The sequence below is a fragment of the Lysinibacillus sp. OF-1 genome, from assembly GCF_028356935.1.
Lineage (GTDB): Bacteria > Bacillota > Bacilli > Bacillales_A > Planococcaceae > Lysinibacillus > Lysinibacillus fusiformis_D.
On sequence record NZ_CP102798.1, the window covers coordinates 2,171,399 to 2,190,167 of the forward strand.

The 18,769-nt window shown below is 38.5% G+C and carries 17 protein-coding genes and 1 pseudogene; 12 read left to right on the plus strand and 6 right to left on the minus strand.

Translation table 11 applies throughout. The annotated features are described in order from the left end of the window. Positions 1-24 precede the first annotated feature (24 nt). A complete protein-coding gene (locus NV349_RS10560) occupies positions 25-3,108 on the plus strand; it encodes a hybrid sensor histidine kinase/response regulator (protein WP_036126097.1) in 3,084 nt (1,027 codons plus the stop codon). 27 nt (positions 3,109-3,135) lie between these two features. On the opposite strand, the gene NV349_RS10565 is transcribed toward NV349_RS10560, so the two are convergent. Further along, positions 3,136-4,017: a DMT family transporter gene (locus NV349_RS10565; RefSeq protein ID WP_419185192.1), complete on the minus strand. Its 882-nt coding sequence runs from the start codon at positions 4,015-4,017 to the stop codon at positions 3,136-3,138. A gap of 204 nt (positions 4,018-4,221) precedes the next feature. Here NV349_RS10565 and NV349_RS10570 point away from each other — a divergent pair, with 204 nt between their 5' ends. Then, positions 4,222-4,716, plus strand: coding sequence for an Lrp/AsnC family transcriptional regulator (locus NV349_RS10570; protein ID WP_036126093.1), 495 nt, complete (start codon positions 4,222-4,224; stop codon positions 4,714-4,716). Between the two features lie 134 nt (positions 4,717-4,850). Here NV349_RS10570 and NV349_RS10575 read toward each other — a convergent pair whose 3' ends face one another. Both NV349_RS10575 and NV349_RS10580 read right to left on the minus strand, forming a co-directional pair. Next, a complete protein-coding gene (locus NV349_RS10575) occupies positions 4,851-5,024 on the minus strand; it encodes a hypothetical protein (RefSeq protein WP_170829867.1) in 174 nt (57 codons plus the stop codon). 84 nt (positions 5,025-5,108) lie between these two features. Then, entirely contained in the window at positions 5,109-5,951 is an 843-nt protein-coding gene (locus NV349_RS10580) for a copper amine oxidase N-terminal domain-containing protein (protein WP_058844448.1), read from the minus strand. Positions 5,952-6,085: 134 nt separating this feature from the next. Between NV349_RS10580 and NV349_RS10585 the strand changes: the two genes are divergently transcribed. From NV349_RS10585 to NV349_RS10595, 3 genes and pseudogenes are all read left to right on the plus strand, one after another. Next, the gene (locus NV349_RS10585) at positions 6,086-6,250 is read left to right on the plus strand and encodes a hypothetical protein (protein ID WP_170829866.1); all 165 of its coding nucleotides are present in this window, start codon (positions 6,086-6,088) and stop codon (positions 6,248-6,250) included. Between the two features lie 183 nt (positions 6,251-6,433). Continuing rightward, positions 6,434-6,664, plus strand: a pseudogene (locus NV349_RS10590) (GNAT family N-acetyltransferase); the annotation flags it as partial. Positions 6,665-6,669: 5 nt separating this feature from the next. Beyond that, positions 6,670-7,608: a DUF2268 domain-containing putative Zn-dependent protease gene (locus NV349_RS10595; protein WP_089933634.1), complete on the plus strand. Its 939-nt coding sequence runs from the start codon at positions 6,670-6,672 to the stop codon at positions 7,606-7,608. A gap of 23 nt (positions 7,609-7,631) precedes the next feature. On the opposite strand, the gene NV349_RS10600 is transcribed toward NV349_RS10595, so the two are convergent. Then, positions 7,632-8,111, minus strand: coding sequence for a DinB family protein (locus tag NV349_RS10600; RefSeq protein WP_058844446.1), 480 nt, complete (start codon positions 8,109-8,111; stop codon positions 7,632-7,634). 89 nt (positions 8,112-8,200) lie between these two features. Then, the gene (locus NV349_RS10605) at positions 8,201-8,818 is read right to left on the minus strand and encodes a LysE family translocator (protein WP_036126079.1); all 618 of its coding nucleotides are present in this window, start codon (positions 8,816-8,818) and stop codon (positions 8,201-8,203) included. Positions 8,819-8,966: 148 nt separating this feature from the next. Here NV349_RS10605 and NV349_RS10610 point away from each other — a divergent pair, with 148 nt between their 5' ends. The 3 genes from NV349_RS10610 to NV349_RS10620 all read left to right on the plus strand — a co-directional run bounded on the left by NV349_RS10610 (position 8,967) and on the right by NV349_RS10620 (position 10,836). Continuing rightward, complete coding sequence (locus tag NV349_RS10610; RefSeq protein ID WP_170829865.1) at positions 8,967-9,206, plus strand: DUF3953 domain-containing protein; 240 nt, start codon at positions 8,967-8,969, stop codon at positions 9,204-9,206. Between the two features lie 72 nt (positions 9,207-9,278). Further along, the gene (fabZ, locus tag NV349_RS10615) at positions 9,279-9,704 is read left to right on the plus strand and encodes a 3-hydroxyacyl-ACP dehydratase FabZ (protein ID WP_249645693.1); all 426 of its coding nucleotides are present in this window, start codon (positions 9,279-9,281) and stop codon (positions 9,702-9,704) included. Between the two features lie 388 nt (positions 9,705-10,092). After that, a complete protein-coding gene (locus tag NV349_RS10620) occupies positions 10,093-10,836 on the plus strand; it encodes a polysaccharide deacetylase family protein (protein WP_036126074.1) in 744 nt (247 codons plus the stop codon). A gap of 42 nt (positions 10,837-10,878) precedes the next feature. Here the strand turns inward: NV349_RS10620 and NV349_RS10625 are convergent, their stop codons facing one another. Continuing rightward, positions 10,879-11,145 (minus strand): hypothetical protein, encoded by a 267-nt coding sequence (locus NV349_RS10625; RefSeq protein WP_036126072.1) that lies wholly within the window; start codon positions 11,143-11,145, stop codon positions 10,879-10,881. Positions 11,146-11,872: 727 nt separating this feature from the next. Between NV349_RS10625 and NV349_RS10630 the strand changes: the two genes are divergently transcribed. The 4 genes from NV349_RS10630 (at position 11,873) to NV349_RS10645 (ending at position 18,695) form a co-directional block, all read left to right on the plus strand. Further along, complete coding sequence (locus NV349_RS10630) at positions 11,873-13,387, plus strand: lmo1851 family serine protease (protein ID WP_036126069.1); 1,515 nt, start codon at positions 11,873-11,875, stop codon at positions 13,385-13,387. A 68-nt stretch (positions 13,388-13,455) separates the two neighbouring features. After that, positions 13,456-14,358: a CobW family GTP-binding protein gene (locus NV349_RS10635; protein ID WP_058844442.1), complete on the plus strand. Its 903-nt coding sequence runs from the start codon at positions 13,456-13,458 to the stop codon at positions 14,356-14,358. Positions 14,359-14,802: 444 nt separating this feature from the next. Then, a complete protein-coding gene (locus NV349_RS10640; RefSeq protein ID WP_036126066.1) occupies positions 14,803-15,489 on the plus strand; it encodes a CAP domain-containing protein in 687 nt (228 codons plus the stop codon). A gap of 251 nt (positions 15,490-15,740) precedes the next feature. Then, on the plus strand, positions 15,741-18,695 hold the full coding sequence (locus tag NV349_RS10645; protein WP_271913345.1) for an EAL domain-containing protein: 2,955 nt from the start codon (positions 15,741-15,743) through the stop codon (positions 18,693-18,695). Positions 18,696-18,769: the final 74 nt, after the last annotated feature.

An 18,769-nucleotide genomic window follows, 5' to 3' on the forward strand; every position in this document is an offset into this window, starting at 1 on the left:
GTTGCCCTTTGACGAGATTCACTTATGAAAAAGAAAAAAATAGCGATCATTATTCTCTTATTTTTTATTTTGTTAACGAGCACACGCATATTGTGGTTGCATTTATTTACTCAGCCAGACCAACCCTACGCAGAAAAAGGACAAATCGATGTACGGGATTTTGATTTTCAACAGAATGCTTTGACGCTGGATGGTGAATGGGCATTTTATTCTTCTCACTGGTTGATGGATAGTAATCAACCACCTTTCCCCCGCACGTACATACAGGTTCCAGATGGTTGGGATCAAATTTTTCAAGAAGGTAAGCTGACGCCATATGGCTATGGCTCCTATCATTTGAAAATACAGGTTAATCCAGAAGAAACAAAAACATTTAGCATAAGGGTGCCTAGCATTCGTAGTGCAGCAGAAATATATGTAAATGATCGTTTAGTTGCGAAGGCTGGTGAGCTAGGTGAAAATCGAGCGCAAACGATGGCCAAAAATGTTCCATTTACAGCTTCTTTTGACACAAAGGGCCAAAGTGAAATCGACATTGTTGTGCAAGTGGCTAACTTTCAAGATCCTCGTAATGGGGGAATTGTGCGGTCTATAAAATTTGGATATGAAGATGTTATCTATCGCGAAACACAATTGTCTATTACCATGCAGCTATTAGTGGCAGTCGTTTTACTTTTACATGCCCTTTACTCGATCATCCTATATTTAGTTGGAAATAAGGAAAGACCTTTACTGTTCTTTTCACTCTTAACCGTCAGTATCATGTTTTATTATCTATTAGGGAGTGACGATAAGCTTCTTTCATTTTGGTTTCCAATCAATTATGATTGGGGGTTTATATTGGTTCACCTTTCGATGATTGGCATTGGCTATTCCCTGCTACAATGTATCGATCCATGGCTACCGCGCCATTTTCACCGTTATCAGCAGGGATTTGCCCTTGTATGTGCCTGTGCAGCTGTGTTGGCTATTGTACTACCAACACGATATGTAGTGTCGATACAAAGTGTTTATATTGTCATTTTAGGCGTTCCCATTGTGATCACCATGATGATGATGCTAGGAAAGGCGCTCAAAGATATCCGTCAGCATGTTTTTCTACTTTTAGCAATCCTTGCATTTATTAATAGTATTCTTTGGGATATTTTGCTACTGATTTCAGGAATCAAGGTGATTTCATATCCCTTTGATTTGATAATGACCATTGCTTGTTTAGCGACATTGTGGTTTAAAGATTACGCAAAAGTGCATGCGGATACAAAAGACCTTGCCCAAAAATTGCAAGAGACAGATAAACTAAAGGATGAATTTCTGGCAAGCACCTCCCATGAATTACGCAATCCGCTTCATAGTATTATCAATATGTCCAAGGCTGTTTTAGAGCGTGAGTCTCATGCACTTAGTCATAAAAGCGTCCATGATTTAGAAACGGTGCTGTCTGTTGGGCAACGAATGTCGCATTTATTGAACGATTTACTTGATGTGATGAGCCTAAAGGATAATACTCAAAAATTGCATCTGACCACGGTTTCCATTCATACCATCGTGGCTGGCGTCTTCGATATGCTACGTTTTATGATTGAAGGAAAGCCAGTTCAGTTTGTTCAGCAAATTCCAGCAGACTTTCAAAAAGTATTGGCAGATGAAAATCGGGTAATCCAAATTATTTTTAATTTGGTACATAATGCCGTGAAATTTACTAATGAAGGTACTATTACGATTTCGGGCTATACCGAGGCTAGCATGGCGAAGATTGTGGTGGCAGATACGGGCATTGGCATAGATGAGGAAACCATGCAGCGATTATTTGAGCCATATGAGCAAGGTACTGTCAGTAAGACGATAGTAGAGGGCGGATTTGGGCTAGGGCTTAGTATTTGTAAGCGACTGGTTGAACTACAAAGGGGAACATTGGACGTACAATCAGTGGTGGGACAAGGCACCACCTTTACCTTCACATTACCACTATCTGACGAAGCGGAAGCTCAAGAGGTAACGCTTGCACAGCAGACTCATCAAAAACAGGAAAGCCCTGAGGTACAGCAAGATGGAATGAACGATGTAGGAGATGCGTGGAATCAACCACGAATTTTAGTAGTGGATGATGAGCCCATCAATTTAAGAGTGGTGGAAACCCTCTTGGCGAATGAGCAGTATGATGTCGTCACGGTGACAAGTGGTTTGCAGGCACTTGAATATATACGGTCCCAGGAATGGGATTTAGTGATTTCAGACGTAATGATGCCGAAAATGAATGGCTATGAATTAGTACGAATCATCCGTAAGCAATTCTTCATGACGGATTTACCCGTACTATTACTAACTGCACGTAGTCAGCCACATGATATTGAAAATGGCTTTTCAGCGGGGGCCAATGATTATGTCGTCAAGCCTGTTGATGCCTTAGAGCTTCGATCTCGCGTTGAGGCATTAACAAAGGTGAAGCGATCTATTCAAGAACGACATCGTATGGAGGCAGCGTGGCTTCAGGCACAAATCGAGCCCCATTTTCTCTTTAATACATTAAATGCTATCTTAACGTTAAGTGAATTGGACAGTGAGCGGACAGCTAAATTAGTAGAGGCATTAAGTGATTTTTTAAGAGAATCCTATAATTTTCAAAACGTAGAAGCGCTTGTTCCATTAGAAAATGAACTTCGGTTAATTCAAGCCTACCTCTATATTCAGCAGGAACGTTTTGGTGAACGTATTCGCGTCGTATGGGACTTAGATACAGCGACGAATGTATTGATTCCATCGCTAACCATTCAACCGCTAGTTGAAAATGCATTAAAGCATGGTATTTTAAAGCGTGTTGAAGGGGGAACCGTTCACATTCGTATCATTAATTGTGGTACTCATATCGAAATTAGTGTCTCAGATGATGGCGTTGGTATGGACGAAGAGCAATTGGCGAAGCTACTACAGCCGAACAAACGTCCATCCAGAAGTATTGGCTTATCGAATACCCATAGACGTCTGCAACAGCATTACGGTCAAGGCTTACACATAACAAGCAAGCTGCATGAAGGAACTGCTGTTTCATTTGTTGTATTACCAAAGAAAACAACTAATCAATTAGATGCCTTCTCCCTCAGCGAATACTGAGAGGGGGAAGGCATCTTGCATCTTATGTTAATGACAAACTTGATTCTGTGGCATTTTGGTTTTAAAGTGCGTAAATAAATAACAGCCCATAATAACGATCAGTCCTCCAATGCCTTGAAGCCAACTCAGCTTTTCTCCGATAAAGAAGAACGCGAGCAGGGCAGTGAAAATTGGATTGAAGTTTAGGAAAATGCCAGAGGTTGTGGCTCCTAATTGCTGTACGCCTATATTCCAAAAGACCATACAAACGACAGTAGAGATAATCCCTGTATACAGAAGAGAAAGGATGAAAGATGGATTGATATTAGAGAAGGTGAATTCCGTACTGGTGAACGGGACAAGAGTAAGAACACCGAACACTCCCGCATACAATGTGGCCATTAATGGAGAGGTTGTTTTCATAGCCCACTTACTACAAACCGAGTAAAGTCCCCAGACACAAACCGCAGCTACCATCCATAAATCCCCTGTATTCAATTGAAAATCCAGTAACTGCTGCAAATCTCCTTTCGAAAGGACGAGAACCACCCCCATGAAAGAAAGAGTCATAGCCAAAAGCTGCAAGCCATTTATTTTTTCTTTGAGAAAAGCAAATGAAAAAAGGGCTATGGACATCGTATTCATCGTTGAAATAAGCCCTGCATTCGTGGATGTTGTTCGCTCCAACGCTAAAAATTGAAAAATATTAAACAAGGCGACACCTGTAATACCCATGAACAATAACGGCACAAGAGCTGCTTTTGCAGGGACTAGCTTCTTTTCTTTCCACCAGACTAATGGTATAAGGACAATCACCGCAATGAACCATCTTGCCATCGTTAAAGTCATCGGAGAGGCATGTGCCACAAGCGTCTTGGCCACAACAAAATTGCCTCCCCAAAGTAAGCTTGTGACGAGCATTAAGCCCATATAAAATTTGACCAAGGTATGTAACCCTCCTATGATTTTATGTATATTAAGAATCATAGCATTATTGATATTTTGTCTGTATAATATTTTGTATAATTGTACTAATTTGAAATAATTAAAATAAATTTAATAAATTTCAGAAGAATATTCTGAAATAGAGTCTAATATGTACTTGCCGAATAACAATCAAAAGGAGAGATAACAATGGAGGAGATTAAAAATAAAGCATTAGACAGTGTGGATCTTCAAATTTTAGCGATTTTGCAGAGAGAGGTGCAACTCAGTAATGCAGAATTGGCTAGACGAGTAAACTTGTCTCCGCCAGCAACTCATACAAGGGTCAAACGCCTTGAAACAGAAGGATATATCGATCAGCAAGTGGCTATTTTAAATCAAGAAAAGCTAGGATTTGATTTACTGTGCTATGTCTTTATGAGCACTAATATTCACCAAGCGAAGGAAATCGAGGAATTGGAGGACAGCTTAAAAACGATGACCGAAATCATGGAATGTCATTGTTTAACAGGTGCATATGATTATTTGTTAAAGGTTGTCATTCGAGATCGCAAAGAATTAGATCAATTCATCCGCAAATTAAATAAGCTAGGGGTTTCTAGAATTCAAACGAACTTATCCTTGAGGGAAATTAAATATTCTACTGTGTTACCTATAGAAGAAAACAGCAAGTGTGAGTTTTAGGCTCAAACTTGCTGTTTTTTTAGTTTTCAGGATGACCTATTAAAGGTTTTCTACGATACTTGTGGCATACTTTTTCAGGTTAGACAACGATAGAATTTTATAGAAGCGTGTTTGGATGCTCTCTACTTTTCTCGTTATTCATCCTTTGCTGGGAGTTGGTCATATCCCAAAGTATTCAGGTTTTCTTGTGGCTGCGCATTGACGGTTTGTTCTTTAGCTTCCGCTTCTTCGCTAGGCGGAGCTTCTTCCGCAGAACAGGCAGCTAAGAGGGAAAATAGCACGCAACTTAATAACAGTAGCTTCTGCATGAGGCAAACCTCCATATATTCGATGTTGATATGAATATTTTGTCCATTTTCATGCAGAATATGTTGAACATCGCTTACAAAAAATTATGCTACTGTATTACTAATAATGGTACTAAAGCCATTAGTGGCAGCATTGTTTATAAGCTGTTTTATAGATTGAACTGCTTGATCTGTGAAAATATACCAGCTATCTTCAAACACATCATGCAGTAGATGATGGGGATGACCTTGTAATAGTTCATCAGGGAATGCAGTATTTAATGAATAAATATCAAATTGTTTGACTGTGTTCGTATCATCGCTCATAAAACGATATTGCCCACGTTTAGAATAGGAACCAGGTATGTCTAAATTAATTTGCCATGAATATTCTTTAGGTGCCTCTACTTTGTTTCCTTTTTGCTGGAAAACTTGATAAAGCGCTTTATGATAAGCATTGCCTTTAATGTCTTGAATAACACCACCCATTGTCATTTGATATTCATAGCGGAGGGCTTTTATTTTTTTATTGTCAAGTAGTAGTGGTTCAGAAGTGATACTGACTGTACCTTGATTGTATTGGACCTGACTGCCAAATGTTTCCGCAATAAAGCGAATCGGTACATAGGTACGATTATTTTTCATGTATGGCTGTACATCCAATTGCTCTGTTTTGTCATTTTTCATGACAGTCTTGTTGTTGAGATTTAATACAATCAATGTTTTATTCATGGCAAGGGTAATTTGTGAATCCTTCCAATGCACTTGCGCACCTAGATTTTCACTGATCACACGCAATGGCACCATGATTCGATTGCTTCTTTGCTCGGGTGCTGTATCAGATTTTACTATTACGTCATCTATTTTAATTTGTGTAGTGGCAGCATCAGCCGGAAAAGCCACAAAAAACATAGATGTTAACAATAGTCCAGTGAAGACTTTTTTCATGGTAGTCAACCTCCTATATTCGAGTTTTTAGCATCTTCAATATTTTACCATAGTTATTGGCTATTGGTCGCTAATTTTTTACAGCTATATTCCGTAATTGTTCTCGAATACTAACGGTGAAGGGAGGTTTTTAAATGAAATTATTGACCTGGGGTATTGTTGGTGCAGCACTGTTTGCTGCCATGAAAGGTTATGGGAAATCAAATCAAGGACAGAAGGATAGCTCTCAACAAACGACGACGCCTGTACAATTAGTCGCCAATGCGAATCCACTGACAGCCAATACACCGAAACAGTAAAACGAAGAGAAGCTTATAGATTACTTTGATCTATAGGCTTTCTATAATTTTACATAAATATCATATCATTGGTATAATAGATTGGGAGAAAAGGGGTGTATAGATGCTTGATTTTACAAACTATCATGACGATTTAGAAGAAATTCTGCAATTATTTAACGAAACCGTACATACTTTTATGTCCATAAGGATTTTCAAAGACAGGGGATTGCAGCAGCCTTAGTAGATTTACTAGAAGCGGACGCAAAAAAGCTTGGTCTTACCCATATCTACACAGATGCTAGTCTTACAGCGAGACCCTTCTTTGAACGAAAAGGAGACCAAATCATTCAAAGACAAACTGTCGAGCGTCAAGGCATATTGTTCATGAATGTTAGCATGGGTAAATTATTTATTGATGAAAAGGACGGATGAAAAAGATGCATTATGTAAAGGGTTTTGTCGTATTAATGATGCTATGCTTCGTGTTTAGTGCCTGTGCACAAACAGAAAAGCCTTCCCATAAAAAACCAGATATTGAAAGTATCACGGTTTCATTCGAACATCCAGAAACGAAGCAACCATTTAAAATAGTTCATGCTTTTGAGCTTTTTCAAAACTATACGGAAAAGGTAGAAAGTAATCCAGATCGTTCACCATTGGACATCTATCGAGAAGAGGTCATTGATCCCGTTTATAGTGCATGTTTTGAGAATGGTGAATATATAAACATGGCTGAGACGGTGTTGAATAGCACGACCAAACAATTGAAAGAAAATCAATTATTAAGCGAAAAAATTGATAGGGAAGCAACAGAAAAGAGTATTAAGGAAGGTCTGTTCAAATCTTCTGAACTCCTTCCCACTAAAAATGAAACGACGGTATGTGTTTTTCCAGCCACAGATGTAAACGCGAATATGGTAACGATTGGTGCAGGTAAAATAACAGCCCTCTATAATAAATATTATACAAATGAATTTATTAGGGCTGTAATTGCCCATGAATATCATCATAGTGTTGCAACTGAAAAACGCCCGCGTAGTGAAGGGACAGTGCTAGATCATCTCATATTTGAAGGAAGGGCAGTGATGTTTGAAAAATTAGTTTATCCTGATTTAAATTTTACGCGAATAGATTTGGATTACAACAAAGTTTATTGGTCTGATGTTGCAGCGGATTTGGAAAAGCATAACTTGATTCGTGCCCTAGAAATAATTAGAGGTGGAAATGGTCTTCCCTTTAGTTATGGCTACAGCGAAGGCTATAAAATGGTTAAATCTTATCTCGATTTGCATCCCAATGTATCGATAGAGGAGTGGACTGCCTTAAGTCCGAAAGAAATTTTTGAAAAAGGAAAGTATCTCGAAAATTATCAATAAACAAATAAGCAACAGACCCTGTATTAAACTCGGTCTGTTACTTCGTTTAGGCATCGATGAATGGTGACAATTGCTTGTAAATGCATACCTTCATGAAAGATGGTACGTAGGAGTACTTGTTCAATGGTCTGCATACCCGTGTCGATAGGTGGGAATTCCTCAGCCAATCGATGACCGTATCGTTCCTTTATCTGTGAAGGCTGCTGAGCCAAGCACTTTTTTAACTCCTCGAATGTGGGCGTTTTTTCGTCAAAATGCTTAGGCGACGTACCAAAGCTAAACCATTTCATGAGAGCTACTAATGCTGTATCCTTTTCTTTTGTTAACGCCTCTAGCCATAAATATTGATCGAGATAAAGATGGCCCATATTCCATCGAATATTATTATGAAAACCAGCTGGAATGATATTTGCCTTTTCTTCTGACACATGCTCTAGCAAATGGAGTAACTCGCTACGGTAATGTGCTAACTGCTGAAATAAATTTTCTTGACGTTCATTCAAGTTCACCCCTCCTTTTTAGTATGTATTGGCTAAAATTCTCCATTTTCCTGCAAAAAAAAGAAGAACACTCTTTTGTGTTCCTCTCCAGATTATCTACTTTGTGTCTGTAGTGCTAAACGGACACCGAGACCGATATAGACAAAGCCGACAGTTTTTTCAAGCCAACGTGAGCTACCACTTGTTTTCGTAAAGATTTTTTCACCAATGAAGCTTGTAATAATTGCTAGTAGTATTGTATACAAAGCACTCATCACAACAAAGGTGATGCCTAGTGTTAGCAATTGGCTTGTGACAGATTGCTCGTTGTGCTGTACAAATTGTGGTAAGAAAGCAAGGAAAAATAAAGCTGTCTTGGGATTTAAAATTTCTGCTAAAAAGCCTTGGCGGAATGATGTACTAGCAGGGCTTTGTTCCACAGTTGGTTGTTCAATTTTTTTTGGTTTTGTGAGGAGCATCTGAATACCTAAATAAACAAGGTAGGCCACCCCAATATATTTCACTACCTCAAAGGCTGTGGCTGATTTCATCAAAATAGCAGAAAGACCTAAAACAGCCGCTAACGTATGAACTAAATCTCCAAGACCGATGCCTAAAGCGGTATAAATACCATTCTTTTTGCCACTTTTTAATGTTTGTGTAATCGTGATAATAACAGCAGGACCTGGGATTAAAAATAATAAAAGTACTATTGCGATAAAAGATAACATGCGAAACCTTCCTATTCTAATAAACTAATCAATCTAAGGTGAATGCATGGAATATTATATTCCAGCGACTATAGGGCTGTCGATAAAGAAATATTGAAAAAGGAATGAAAAAAAATTCAGAAAATAATTTAGTGAGGAGATGATCGGCATGAAATGGTCCTATTGTCTACAACTATTCATATTTATCCCAATTGTGGTGACGAGTATGTATGGTCTTATTACAAAAGATTTTTCGTTCTTACCAGTTACTTTCATGTTATTAGGTTGTACATTTTTACTCATTGGTATGAGAGAGTGGCAAAGAGCCAAACGATCTACCATTAGTATTCTTTCTTTTGGTACGGCCATTTTTCTATTTGTCATTGTCGGACAGTCATTTTTTGACTAACTTCATTTTTATTACTAAGTACTAATATTTAGTGTTAGAATAAGGTTATAAAAATGCTGTGGAGGAATCAATATGTTAACAAGTCAACAATTGCAAGGAATATTACCACATCGCTATCCGTTTCTTTTAGTAGATCGTATTTTGGAATTAGAGGAGGGGAAGCGTGCAGTCGGATTGAAAAATGTGACAATCCATGAGGAGTTCTTTCAGGGACATTTTCCACATTATCCTGTCATGCCAGGTGTGCTCATTGTGGAAGCGTTAGCGCAAGTCAGTGCAGTCATTATGCTGACAAAGGCAGGGAATGAGGGGCGGTTAGGCTTGCTTGCGGGCATTGATCATTGTCGCTTTAAAAAACAAGTAAAGCCTGGTGATCAGCTACGGCTTGAGGTAGTAATCAACCGTGTGAAAGGGACAGTCGGTAAAGGAAGTGGGGTTGCCACAGTGAATGGAGAAATCGTTTGTGAAACAAACCTTGTTTTTGCTTTTGGCCAGTAAAAGGAGGTCCTTTTATAAATGATAGTTTCATGCATAGTGTTTTTGTCTTGACTTTGCTTGATGACGTACTACATACCCATCTTATCCTCATGATTCAACTGAAGACTCCCTTCTCTATAGGGGCAATGAATACTTTTTGGCGGGTGAGCGCCACGTGGTAATAATGGTGAAAGCATGTCACAGGATGTAACGATCGGCAAAAGTGAAGCGTCTGCGACAAATACACCATGGTGTGATTGAATGTTGTGGACAAGCTTCAACAAAAAAATTATAGGAGCCTGGAAAACATACGTCATGATAAATTTTAATGAAATAAAGCTAAACATAAGCATTTTTTTATGAAATCCACAAATAATAAAGTACGAAAATTATTTGGGGACGTGAAAATGTGAAAAAATTTTTACTGTTTTTACTACCACTTTGTTTGATCACGGTGTCGTTTTTTTATGTCAAAGTAAGTTCTTCTGAAAATAAAGGGAGAAAGTATTATGAAGAAGCAGGACAAATTCTTTGGGAAATCCAAACAGAGGAAAAAATCATTGCCTTAACGTTTGATGATGGTCCACATCGTACCTATACAGCGGATGTTCTTGATGTATTAGAGAAATACAATGCGAAAGCTACTTTTTTTATTGTTGGTCAAAATGCAGAAAAAAATCCTGAATTGATAGCAAGAATGTATGAAGAAGGGCATGAATTGGCCAATCATACCTTTACACACCCTTTAAAAACAAATGTACCTAATTTAATGAAGGAAATTCAACAAACAGATGAGGTAATTGCAGGAATTACGGGCTATCAGCCAACCTTATTTCGCCCCGTTGAAGGGCAATATACCGATGCCATGATAGAGGCGATTGCCAAAAAAGGCTATAAAGTCGTTATGTGGTCTTGGCATTTGGATACGCTCGATTGGAAGAATCCTGGGGTCAATCGCATCGTTAATACGGTTTTAAAAGGCGTAAAGGCTGGCAATATCGTGCTGTTTCATGATGGTGGCGGAAACCGAGCCCAAACCGTCAAAGCATTGGAGCAAATCTTGCCAGAGCTTGAAAAGCAGGGCTACCAGTTTGTGACGGTTTCTGAATTGATGGAACTACAAAGGACTCATCAGAAGATAAAAAAACAGTAGTGTGGTAGGTATTTGGCTTCCACACTACTCTTTATGTAAAGGTTATTTTAACATTTTTTTGATTTGCTTTAGTTCAGCAATTAAATAATCGATTTGTTTCTGCATGTTATCGACTTTGGCTGTTTGATCACCATTATTTGTTGGAGAAGAATCGTTCTTCGCATTTTGTAGTGCCTCTAGGGCTAGACCAGCTGCGATGGTCTGAATGCCATCCCCTAAAGTTGAAATGGCTGTGCCGATATAGGCTAACTTTGCAATATAAATATCCATTGAATCATTGTTCTGGTTCTGTTTATTATTTCTTCCCATTTTCCTGCCTCCTTACAATTGTCATTACTTGCATCATATGCGACAACAATGGAAAAGGCGATTCACGAGGCATTTGAATGATTCGCTAAAATGGTAATGTTAGCTCAGCAAAATTATTGGAGGAAAATAGCATGGCAAATGTAGAGCTTGTTGAAATGGATAGTGCGTTGCTAGAGAGAATGGGCAGGAGCGATTAGCAAACTTTCAATCTTCCTATGTAGACGTTGCGACGGAAACATTCAAATGGCTGCACGAAAGTTAGGATTGTAGCCTAAGTTGATCGAGCTTCAAGAGATGAGCTAATGGAAAAAGCGCCTACACTGTATGGTAATTTTTCAGTCGTATATAAAGGGCAACTGCTTTCCTTCCGTCGATTAACTGTTCATATGGTCTATAAAAAAGGTGAAAAAGAATGAATAGTTGCTAAGGAGCTGCAACTTTTTTCGTCACTTGTACGTTATATTCTTATAGCATTTCTATGATTCTTTGAGTTTTTGGTTGACTGCAACTAGGAAATGAGTAAAATTAAAAGGCAGTACCATTATATACCTAAACTTAACAGTATGATGAGTAAATAGGTGCTAGGATGCTAGATAGGATGAAGCATGATAGGTTAAGGTTTGTCATGAAGTTTTGGCAGTCTTTTTCTTTTCGTCTTCTGGATAACCTGTTAAGATGGTAGTAGTGTGACAACAAGTTAGTGTATATGAGAGTGGTGACAATCAAGATGGATGAACAGAAAAATGAAAGTACAGAACAGCAGCAGGAGCCGACTCCAGCAGAAGTAAAGCCGGCAGGACAATTTATACAACTGAAACCGTTTAAATTTATCATGCTAATGTTCTTTACAATCCTTATTACGGCAGGGTTAACGATTTTTGCGTTAACGTTTGGTGATAAGAAAGTAGTAGAAGTGAAAGTTCCGACTGAACGTGAGGAATTTACAAAATTATATGAAGCATTTGATTTACTGAAAAATAACTATTACCAAGATATTGATGATGAAAAAGTAGTCGATGGTGCTATTAATGGTATGTTCGATGCATTAGGCGATCCTTATTCTGACTTCATGGTAAAGGAAGAAGCAGATCAATTTAATTCTGGTTTATCTTCTAGCTTCCAAGGAATTGGAGCGGAAATCCAAGAGCGTAATGGTTATATTACAGTTGTGTCACCTATCAAAAATTCTCCTGCAGAAAAGGCAGGCTTATTACCAAAAGATATCATCTTAACGGTTGATGGGAAAAGCATTCAAGGCTTGAGTGCAACAGAAGCGGTTGCTTTAATTCGCGGTGAGAAAGGAACACCAGTGAAATTAACGGTGAAACGCGGCGAAAACACAGAGGCTATTCACATGACCATTGTTCGTGATGAAATCCCAGTAGAAACAGTTTATGGGGAAATGCTTGATGGCAATATTGCCCATATTCAAATTACATCATTTAGTGAACAAACAACGAAAGAGCTTGAAAAAATCCTTGCTGAGTATGAAGGCAAAGGAATGAAAGGCATTGTTTTAGATTTACGTCAAAATCCTGGTGGCTATTTAACGGCTGCTGTCGATATTTCTAATTTCTTTGTACCAGAAGGAAAAGCGATTGTTCAGGTACAAGAAAAAGATGCAGAGCCTCAGATTACTAATGCCATTGCAGGTAAAAAATATAACCTACCAATTACAGTACTTGTCGATAGTGGTAGTGCCTCTGCCTCTGAGATTTTAGCAGGTGCATTAAAAGAATCTGTAGGTGCCAAAGTTGTAGGTGAAACATCCTTCGGTAAAGGGACTGTCCAAAATGTAACACCATTAAAAGACGGCTCTAATCTGAAATTTACAACAGGTAAATGGTTAACACCGAATGGGAACTGGATTAACGAAAAAGGCATTGAACCTGATGTCAAAGTTGGTTATCCATCGTATGCTACTTTACCTTACTTGAATGCCTCTTTAGAAATGAAGACAGGCTTACAGTCGGACTCTGTAAAAGCAGCGGAGGAGATGCTTCAAGTGCTAGGGTATGAGCCTGGTGAAATAGATGGTATTTTCGATGACAATACTGCACGTGCTGTAGAAAAACTACAAGCAGCGAATAACCTTGAAGAAACAGGTATTTTAACAGGCAATACAACGTATGCGTTAATGGATGCTTTACGTGCAAAAATGAAAGCCGATGATCCTCAGTTATTAAAAGCGAAAGAGCTTCTTTCAGGAACAGCCGAAAAAACAGAGGACACAACAAACTAACAATGTAGCTGTCGCAACGGTCGTCTTTCACGGCATTTGCGACAGCTTTTTTTATAGGAGGAAAAATGATGAAAGATGTATACCTATTTAGTGGCTTTTTAGGGAGTGGCAAAACATCCATGCTTACGGATGTCATTCGCCAATTAAAAGAAAAGAATCTAAAGCCTGCAGTTATTATGAATGAGCTAGGAAAGCTGCCATTTGACTCACAGGCAGTGGAGAAAGATATCCCGCTCAAGGAGATGCTAGAGGGCTGTATTTGCTGTTCAGGTGCTGAAAAAACGGAGGCACAAATTCAATCTCTTCTATTAGATAGTGATTTTGATGTATTAATTATTGAAACAACGGGAGCTGCTCATCCTGTGGAAGCATTAGATGCTGTGTATTCACCACTTTTTGCAGATCAGTTAAATGTCAAAGGCATTATCACAGTGGCTGATTCCAAGCTCTGGCTGCACCGTGATACGTTAACACCGCAAGTACGCTCTTTATTTATGGAGCAAATTCGACATGCGCACTTATTATTAGCAAATAAAACAGATTTATTAACAGAGGCAGAGCAAGGACAAGTGGTCTACGAACTCCAAGGCTTAAATCCACATGCCTTTATTTTGCAAACAACGAATGGGCGAGTCCCACTTCACTTACTTGAAGGCTTAAAGGCAACGGCACAGGTTGATAAAGCTGACATTGTCAAAGCGCCAATAGCCTCCATGCAGCTTGGCTCACGCTTAGTGGAATTCACAGATAGCGAATTTACACAGGAGCAATTTGAAGATTGGATTCGTACATTACCAGAAACGATTTATCGTATGAAGGGCTATGTGCCGATTGAGGGCATTAAAAATCCGATGCTGTTTCAATATGCTTATGGAATGGTCCAATGGCTCCCGGAGTATATCAAAATGCCAGCAAAACTTGTCATTATTGGAGAAAATGTCAGTTCTTTACCTATCATTGGGGGACAATGAATAAATTTGATAATCTGCGAAATGTTGCATATGTACGTCATATGTAGCTTTACGCAGGTTATTTTATTTTTATGTAAATGAATTGTAATGCCTTTGTAACACAACTGTAATATTGAATAGCAATAAACACGCGACACTAGCTATCTCTAGGTCTATTCCATAATTGAAGGTAAGAAAATAGGCTGAGAATCTAGTGCATAAAACCATCATTTTTTATTCATTTTAGATGCGTATTTTCGAAAATAGTAACGAGTTTAAGAGGGGTGTCAACCCTCTTTCAAACGTAAGTATTTCATAGATTGGCGAAAACTAGTAAAAAATAGTGCAAAAAAAACGCGATTTTTCGCGCATTTCTTTCTTCGTTGGAGACGTTAGCAAATGTTGGTAAGATTTTTATGAAAATCATCCTTTACGATTAGTTGCAGAGAAGGAGGAATTGCAAACATGAAAAAAACACTCACTGCAATTTGTGCAACAATTCTTTTAGCAGCTCCAATTCAAATAGCTTCAGCTGCTGCTAATACAACAGAAGGGGATTCTGTACAGCAATCAACGAACTGTAAAGTTTATTATTATAAATGGTCAAACAATCATAAGTGGAATATCAAATTACCACAGGCATCTACACCATCTAAAGAGGTGCCAACAACAAATAATAATACACAACCAACGCCAAATAATAATCAATCATCACAAAACGAAAAACCAGCAACACCACCAGCTACTTCAACACCATCAACAACAACTTCAGATGTGAACGCATTTGAACAGGAAGTAGTAAAATTAACAAACGCTGAGCGTACAAAAGCTGGTTTATCACCACTTCAAACAGATGCGAAATTAATGGCTGCAGCTCGTGAAAAATCACAAGATATGCAAACAAACAAGTATTTCTCACATACAAGTCCAACATTCGGTTCACCATTTGATCGTATGAAAGCTTTAGGCATCACTTATAAAGGTGCTGGAGAAAACATTGCTCAAGGTCAACGTTCACCACAAGAAGTAGTACAAGCGTGGATGGACTCACCAGGTCACCGTGCGAACATTTTAAATGGTAAATTTACGCACATCGGTGTAGGTTACGTGAAATCAGGTAACTACTGGACACAACAATTTATTCAAAAATAATCACTGCTTACACAAAAGATACCCGATAAGTCTCTAATGGCTTATCGGGTATCTTTTTTTATTTGCAAAAGTTAAATGCTAATGGACTGTTTAATTATTGAGCAAATCACAGGCTTCATCACTCATACATCAACCTTTATCGTCCAACTTTTAAATTTTATCGTCTAACCATCAAAATGATAGTTTTTAAACTATGTTTTTGGGGAATTACTAAATTAGTAGTAGGTAAAAAGTAGGGAAGGGTGAGGTTGATGAAAAAGCCGAATTTATTAAAGCAATTTTTTGCAAGAGAAGAAAGTACACAGGCGATAGCGCTGGCTACAGTTCAAGATCATCGTTTATTCTCATATGCCATGTCCTTTGCGAAGTATCACCCTGATATGATGATTGTCTTTGCAGCGGATGGAGAAATTATTTATGTAAATCAAGAGGCACTCTATCAACTATTACACTATCGACCAAGCCATGCAGAGGATTTTAAGCGAATTTTGACGGTCCCTGATTATAAGCGGCTAAAAAGAGCATTCAACCAAACATTGCGGGGGAAATCGGTCAAAATTGATATAGAAAGGCTACAGCATCAAGGTCAACAGCTAAGCCTTGTACTAACATTTATACCGATTAAAAATGGTGAGGATCAGGCAGAGGGGCTTTATTTAATTATTGAAGATATGTCTACCTATTCTGCGATGAAGCATCAATTATTGCTTCATGAAAAGCATTTAAATTATGCTCAGCATATTGCCGCAGTAGGGAGCTGGGAATACTTTATTCAGCATGACAAGCTGTATTGCTCCGATAATTTTTATCAAATTTTTGGCTTTAGCCGTTCAGAAAACGACGGTATTGATCGAGCTTTCCAATTCATCCATCCAGATGACCATGAAAAGACCTACGATGCATTTAACAATGCCCGAAAAGGCATCAACTTGAATAGTGAATTTCGAATATACCATGGTGAAACTCATGATTTACGTTATGTACAAGCAGCGGCAGAAGTAACTTGGAAGGATAATAAGCCCTTTAAGATGGTTGGGGTTGTAAAGGATCAGACAGCTTTTAAACTGCTTGAGCAGGCATTAAATGATACACTCGCCAACTATCATTATATTTTTAATCATTTAGATGCGGGGATTTGGATGCGAGATTCCATTCGGGGAACAATGCTTTTTGCCTCAAAAGGGCTAGAGGGGATTTTAGGCATTCCACTAGCGAAGCTTTACGAAGACGCCGAAGTATGGATTAACATGATTCACCCTGCACATCGCGAGGAGGTACTAGCGTACACCGATTATCTTGCTATCGGCAAGAGCTACCAAGTGATTTATCGTATTTTTACAGGTGAAAACCAAACAAAATGGTTGCTTGAGCAAATTGTACCGAGACTCGATGAGAAGGGAAAAGTAAATCAAATTTTTGGCTTAGTAACGGATATTACAAAGGAGGTTGAACGAGAAAAGAAGCTCAATTATTTAGTGTACTATGATGAATTGACAGGCTTACCAAATCAATTGAGCTTGCATGATAAAGTGGACACGCTCTGTTCGGCAGGCGAGCCATTTGCCCTTCTCTATATTTCCATTAATCGTTTTCATGTGCTAAATAATGCATTAGGTTCACAAATCGGTGATGAGCTTCTTCGAGTGGTGACCCAGCATTTTGCCAAGCTTCTCGATGATACTAGTTACTTGGCACGCCTAGACCATCAGCATTTTATTTTGGTCATGAAAAAATATGTGAGTAAACAGCATATTTACGCATTGGCTAATCGTTTACTGAAAATCTTTGATACCGCTCTGACGATTAAAGACTATCAATTGCATCTCTCTGCTAGCATTGGCATTGTTTTTTATCCTGAGGAAGGTAGAAAGAGAAATATCTTATTAGAAAATGCTTACTCTGCTTTGTGCTATGCGAAGCAACAAGGGCGCAATCGCTTTCATATTTATGCCTTTACAGAAGATATTACTTCCTATAAGCAATATGTGCTAGATCGTGATATGCGTCAAGCGATGTTAAATGAAGAATTTGAGCTATATTTTCAGCCATTGGTAGAGCCACAAAAAGGCAATATTTATGGGGCAGAGGCGTTAATTCGTTGGCATCATAAAGAATGGGGGCTTGTGTCACCTGGTGAATTTATCCCTTTAGCGGAAGAAAATCATATGATCCATATTATTACAGATTGGGTCATTAAAAAAGCATGTGCTTTCTTGCGGAAATGGAAGCAAGATGGGCATGTACTGCGTACGATTAACATCAAAATTTCACCTATTCGTTTGATGAAAAGGGGCTTTGTCCCATTTCTTCAAGAGCAATTGCAGCTCAATGAAATCCCTGCTCACTATTTACAATTAGAAATTACAGAAAGGACCATTTTAAAAAATAGCGCAAGTGTTATGACGGTATTAAAGGAATTGCAAGAACTTGGTGTCAAAATTGCTATTGGTGATTTTGGAACAGGCTATTCATCGTTAGAATCATTGCGCACGTTTCAGCCAACAACGCTTCATATCTATGAGGCGTTTATTCGGCAAATTCGCCATGATCATCCTATTGAAAATGGGCTTATCTCAACAACGATCTATTTAGCAAAAATGCTAGGTATTCAAGTAGTGGCAAAAGGGGTCGAAAGCTATGATCAATATATTTTTTTAAAGCAGCATGAATGTCATTATCTACAAGGAAGCATCTATTCAAAAGCAGTTCCTGCGAAGGCTTTTGAAAAAATGCTAGCTAAAGGCTTCTTAGAACCGCCGAAAGCAATTGTCCATCACAAGCCAGCTGTGGAGCGTCGCAAGTATTTTCGCTTTCATTTCCCAGCCTATGTGAAGGGCTCTATGACCATTATTGAAATGAACCAGCAAAAGCTTGCTATCGGTCATACGCCAATCGTGATTGAAAATATTAGCTTAGGGGGAATGAAGATTCGCTCTACACTGAAGCTACCAATCAATCAAACGATGAAGTTTCAATTTAACTTTGTGTTGATGAACCAGTCATTTACTATAGAAGGTACATTTAGATGGACATTAGAGGAAAAGTATCAAATTTATTCATACGGAGTAGCCTTCAATCTAACGCAGGAAAATGAGGGGAAATTAGCGCCTATCATCAATCGTATGACAGCTTTGCATAATCAGCATGAAAAAATAGAGGGGACGCCCTTTATCTATGAAGATATTGAAGCTTATTTTAAAAAATAATCCATTTAAAGATGCCCCTCTGTTTTAACGGGCATCTTTTTTATGGCTATGAATCCCACTATGCAAGCGTTTGA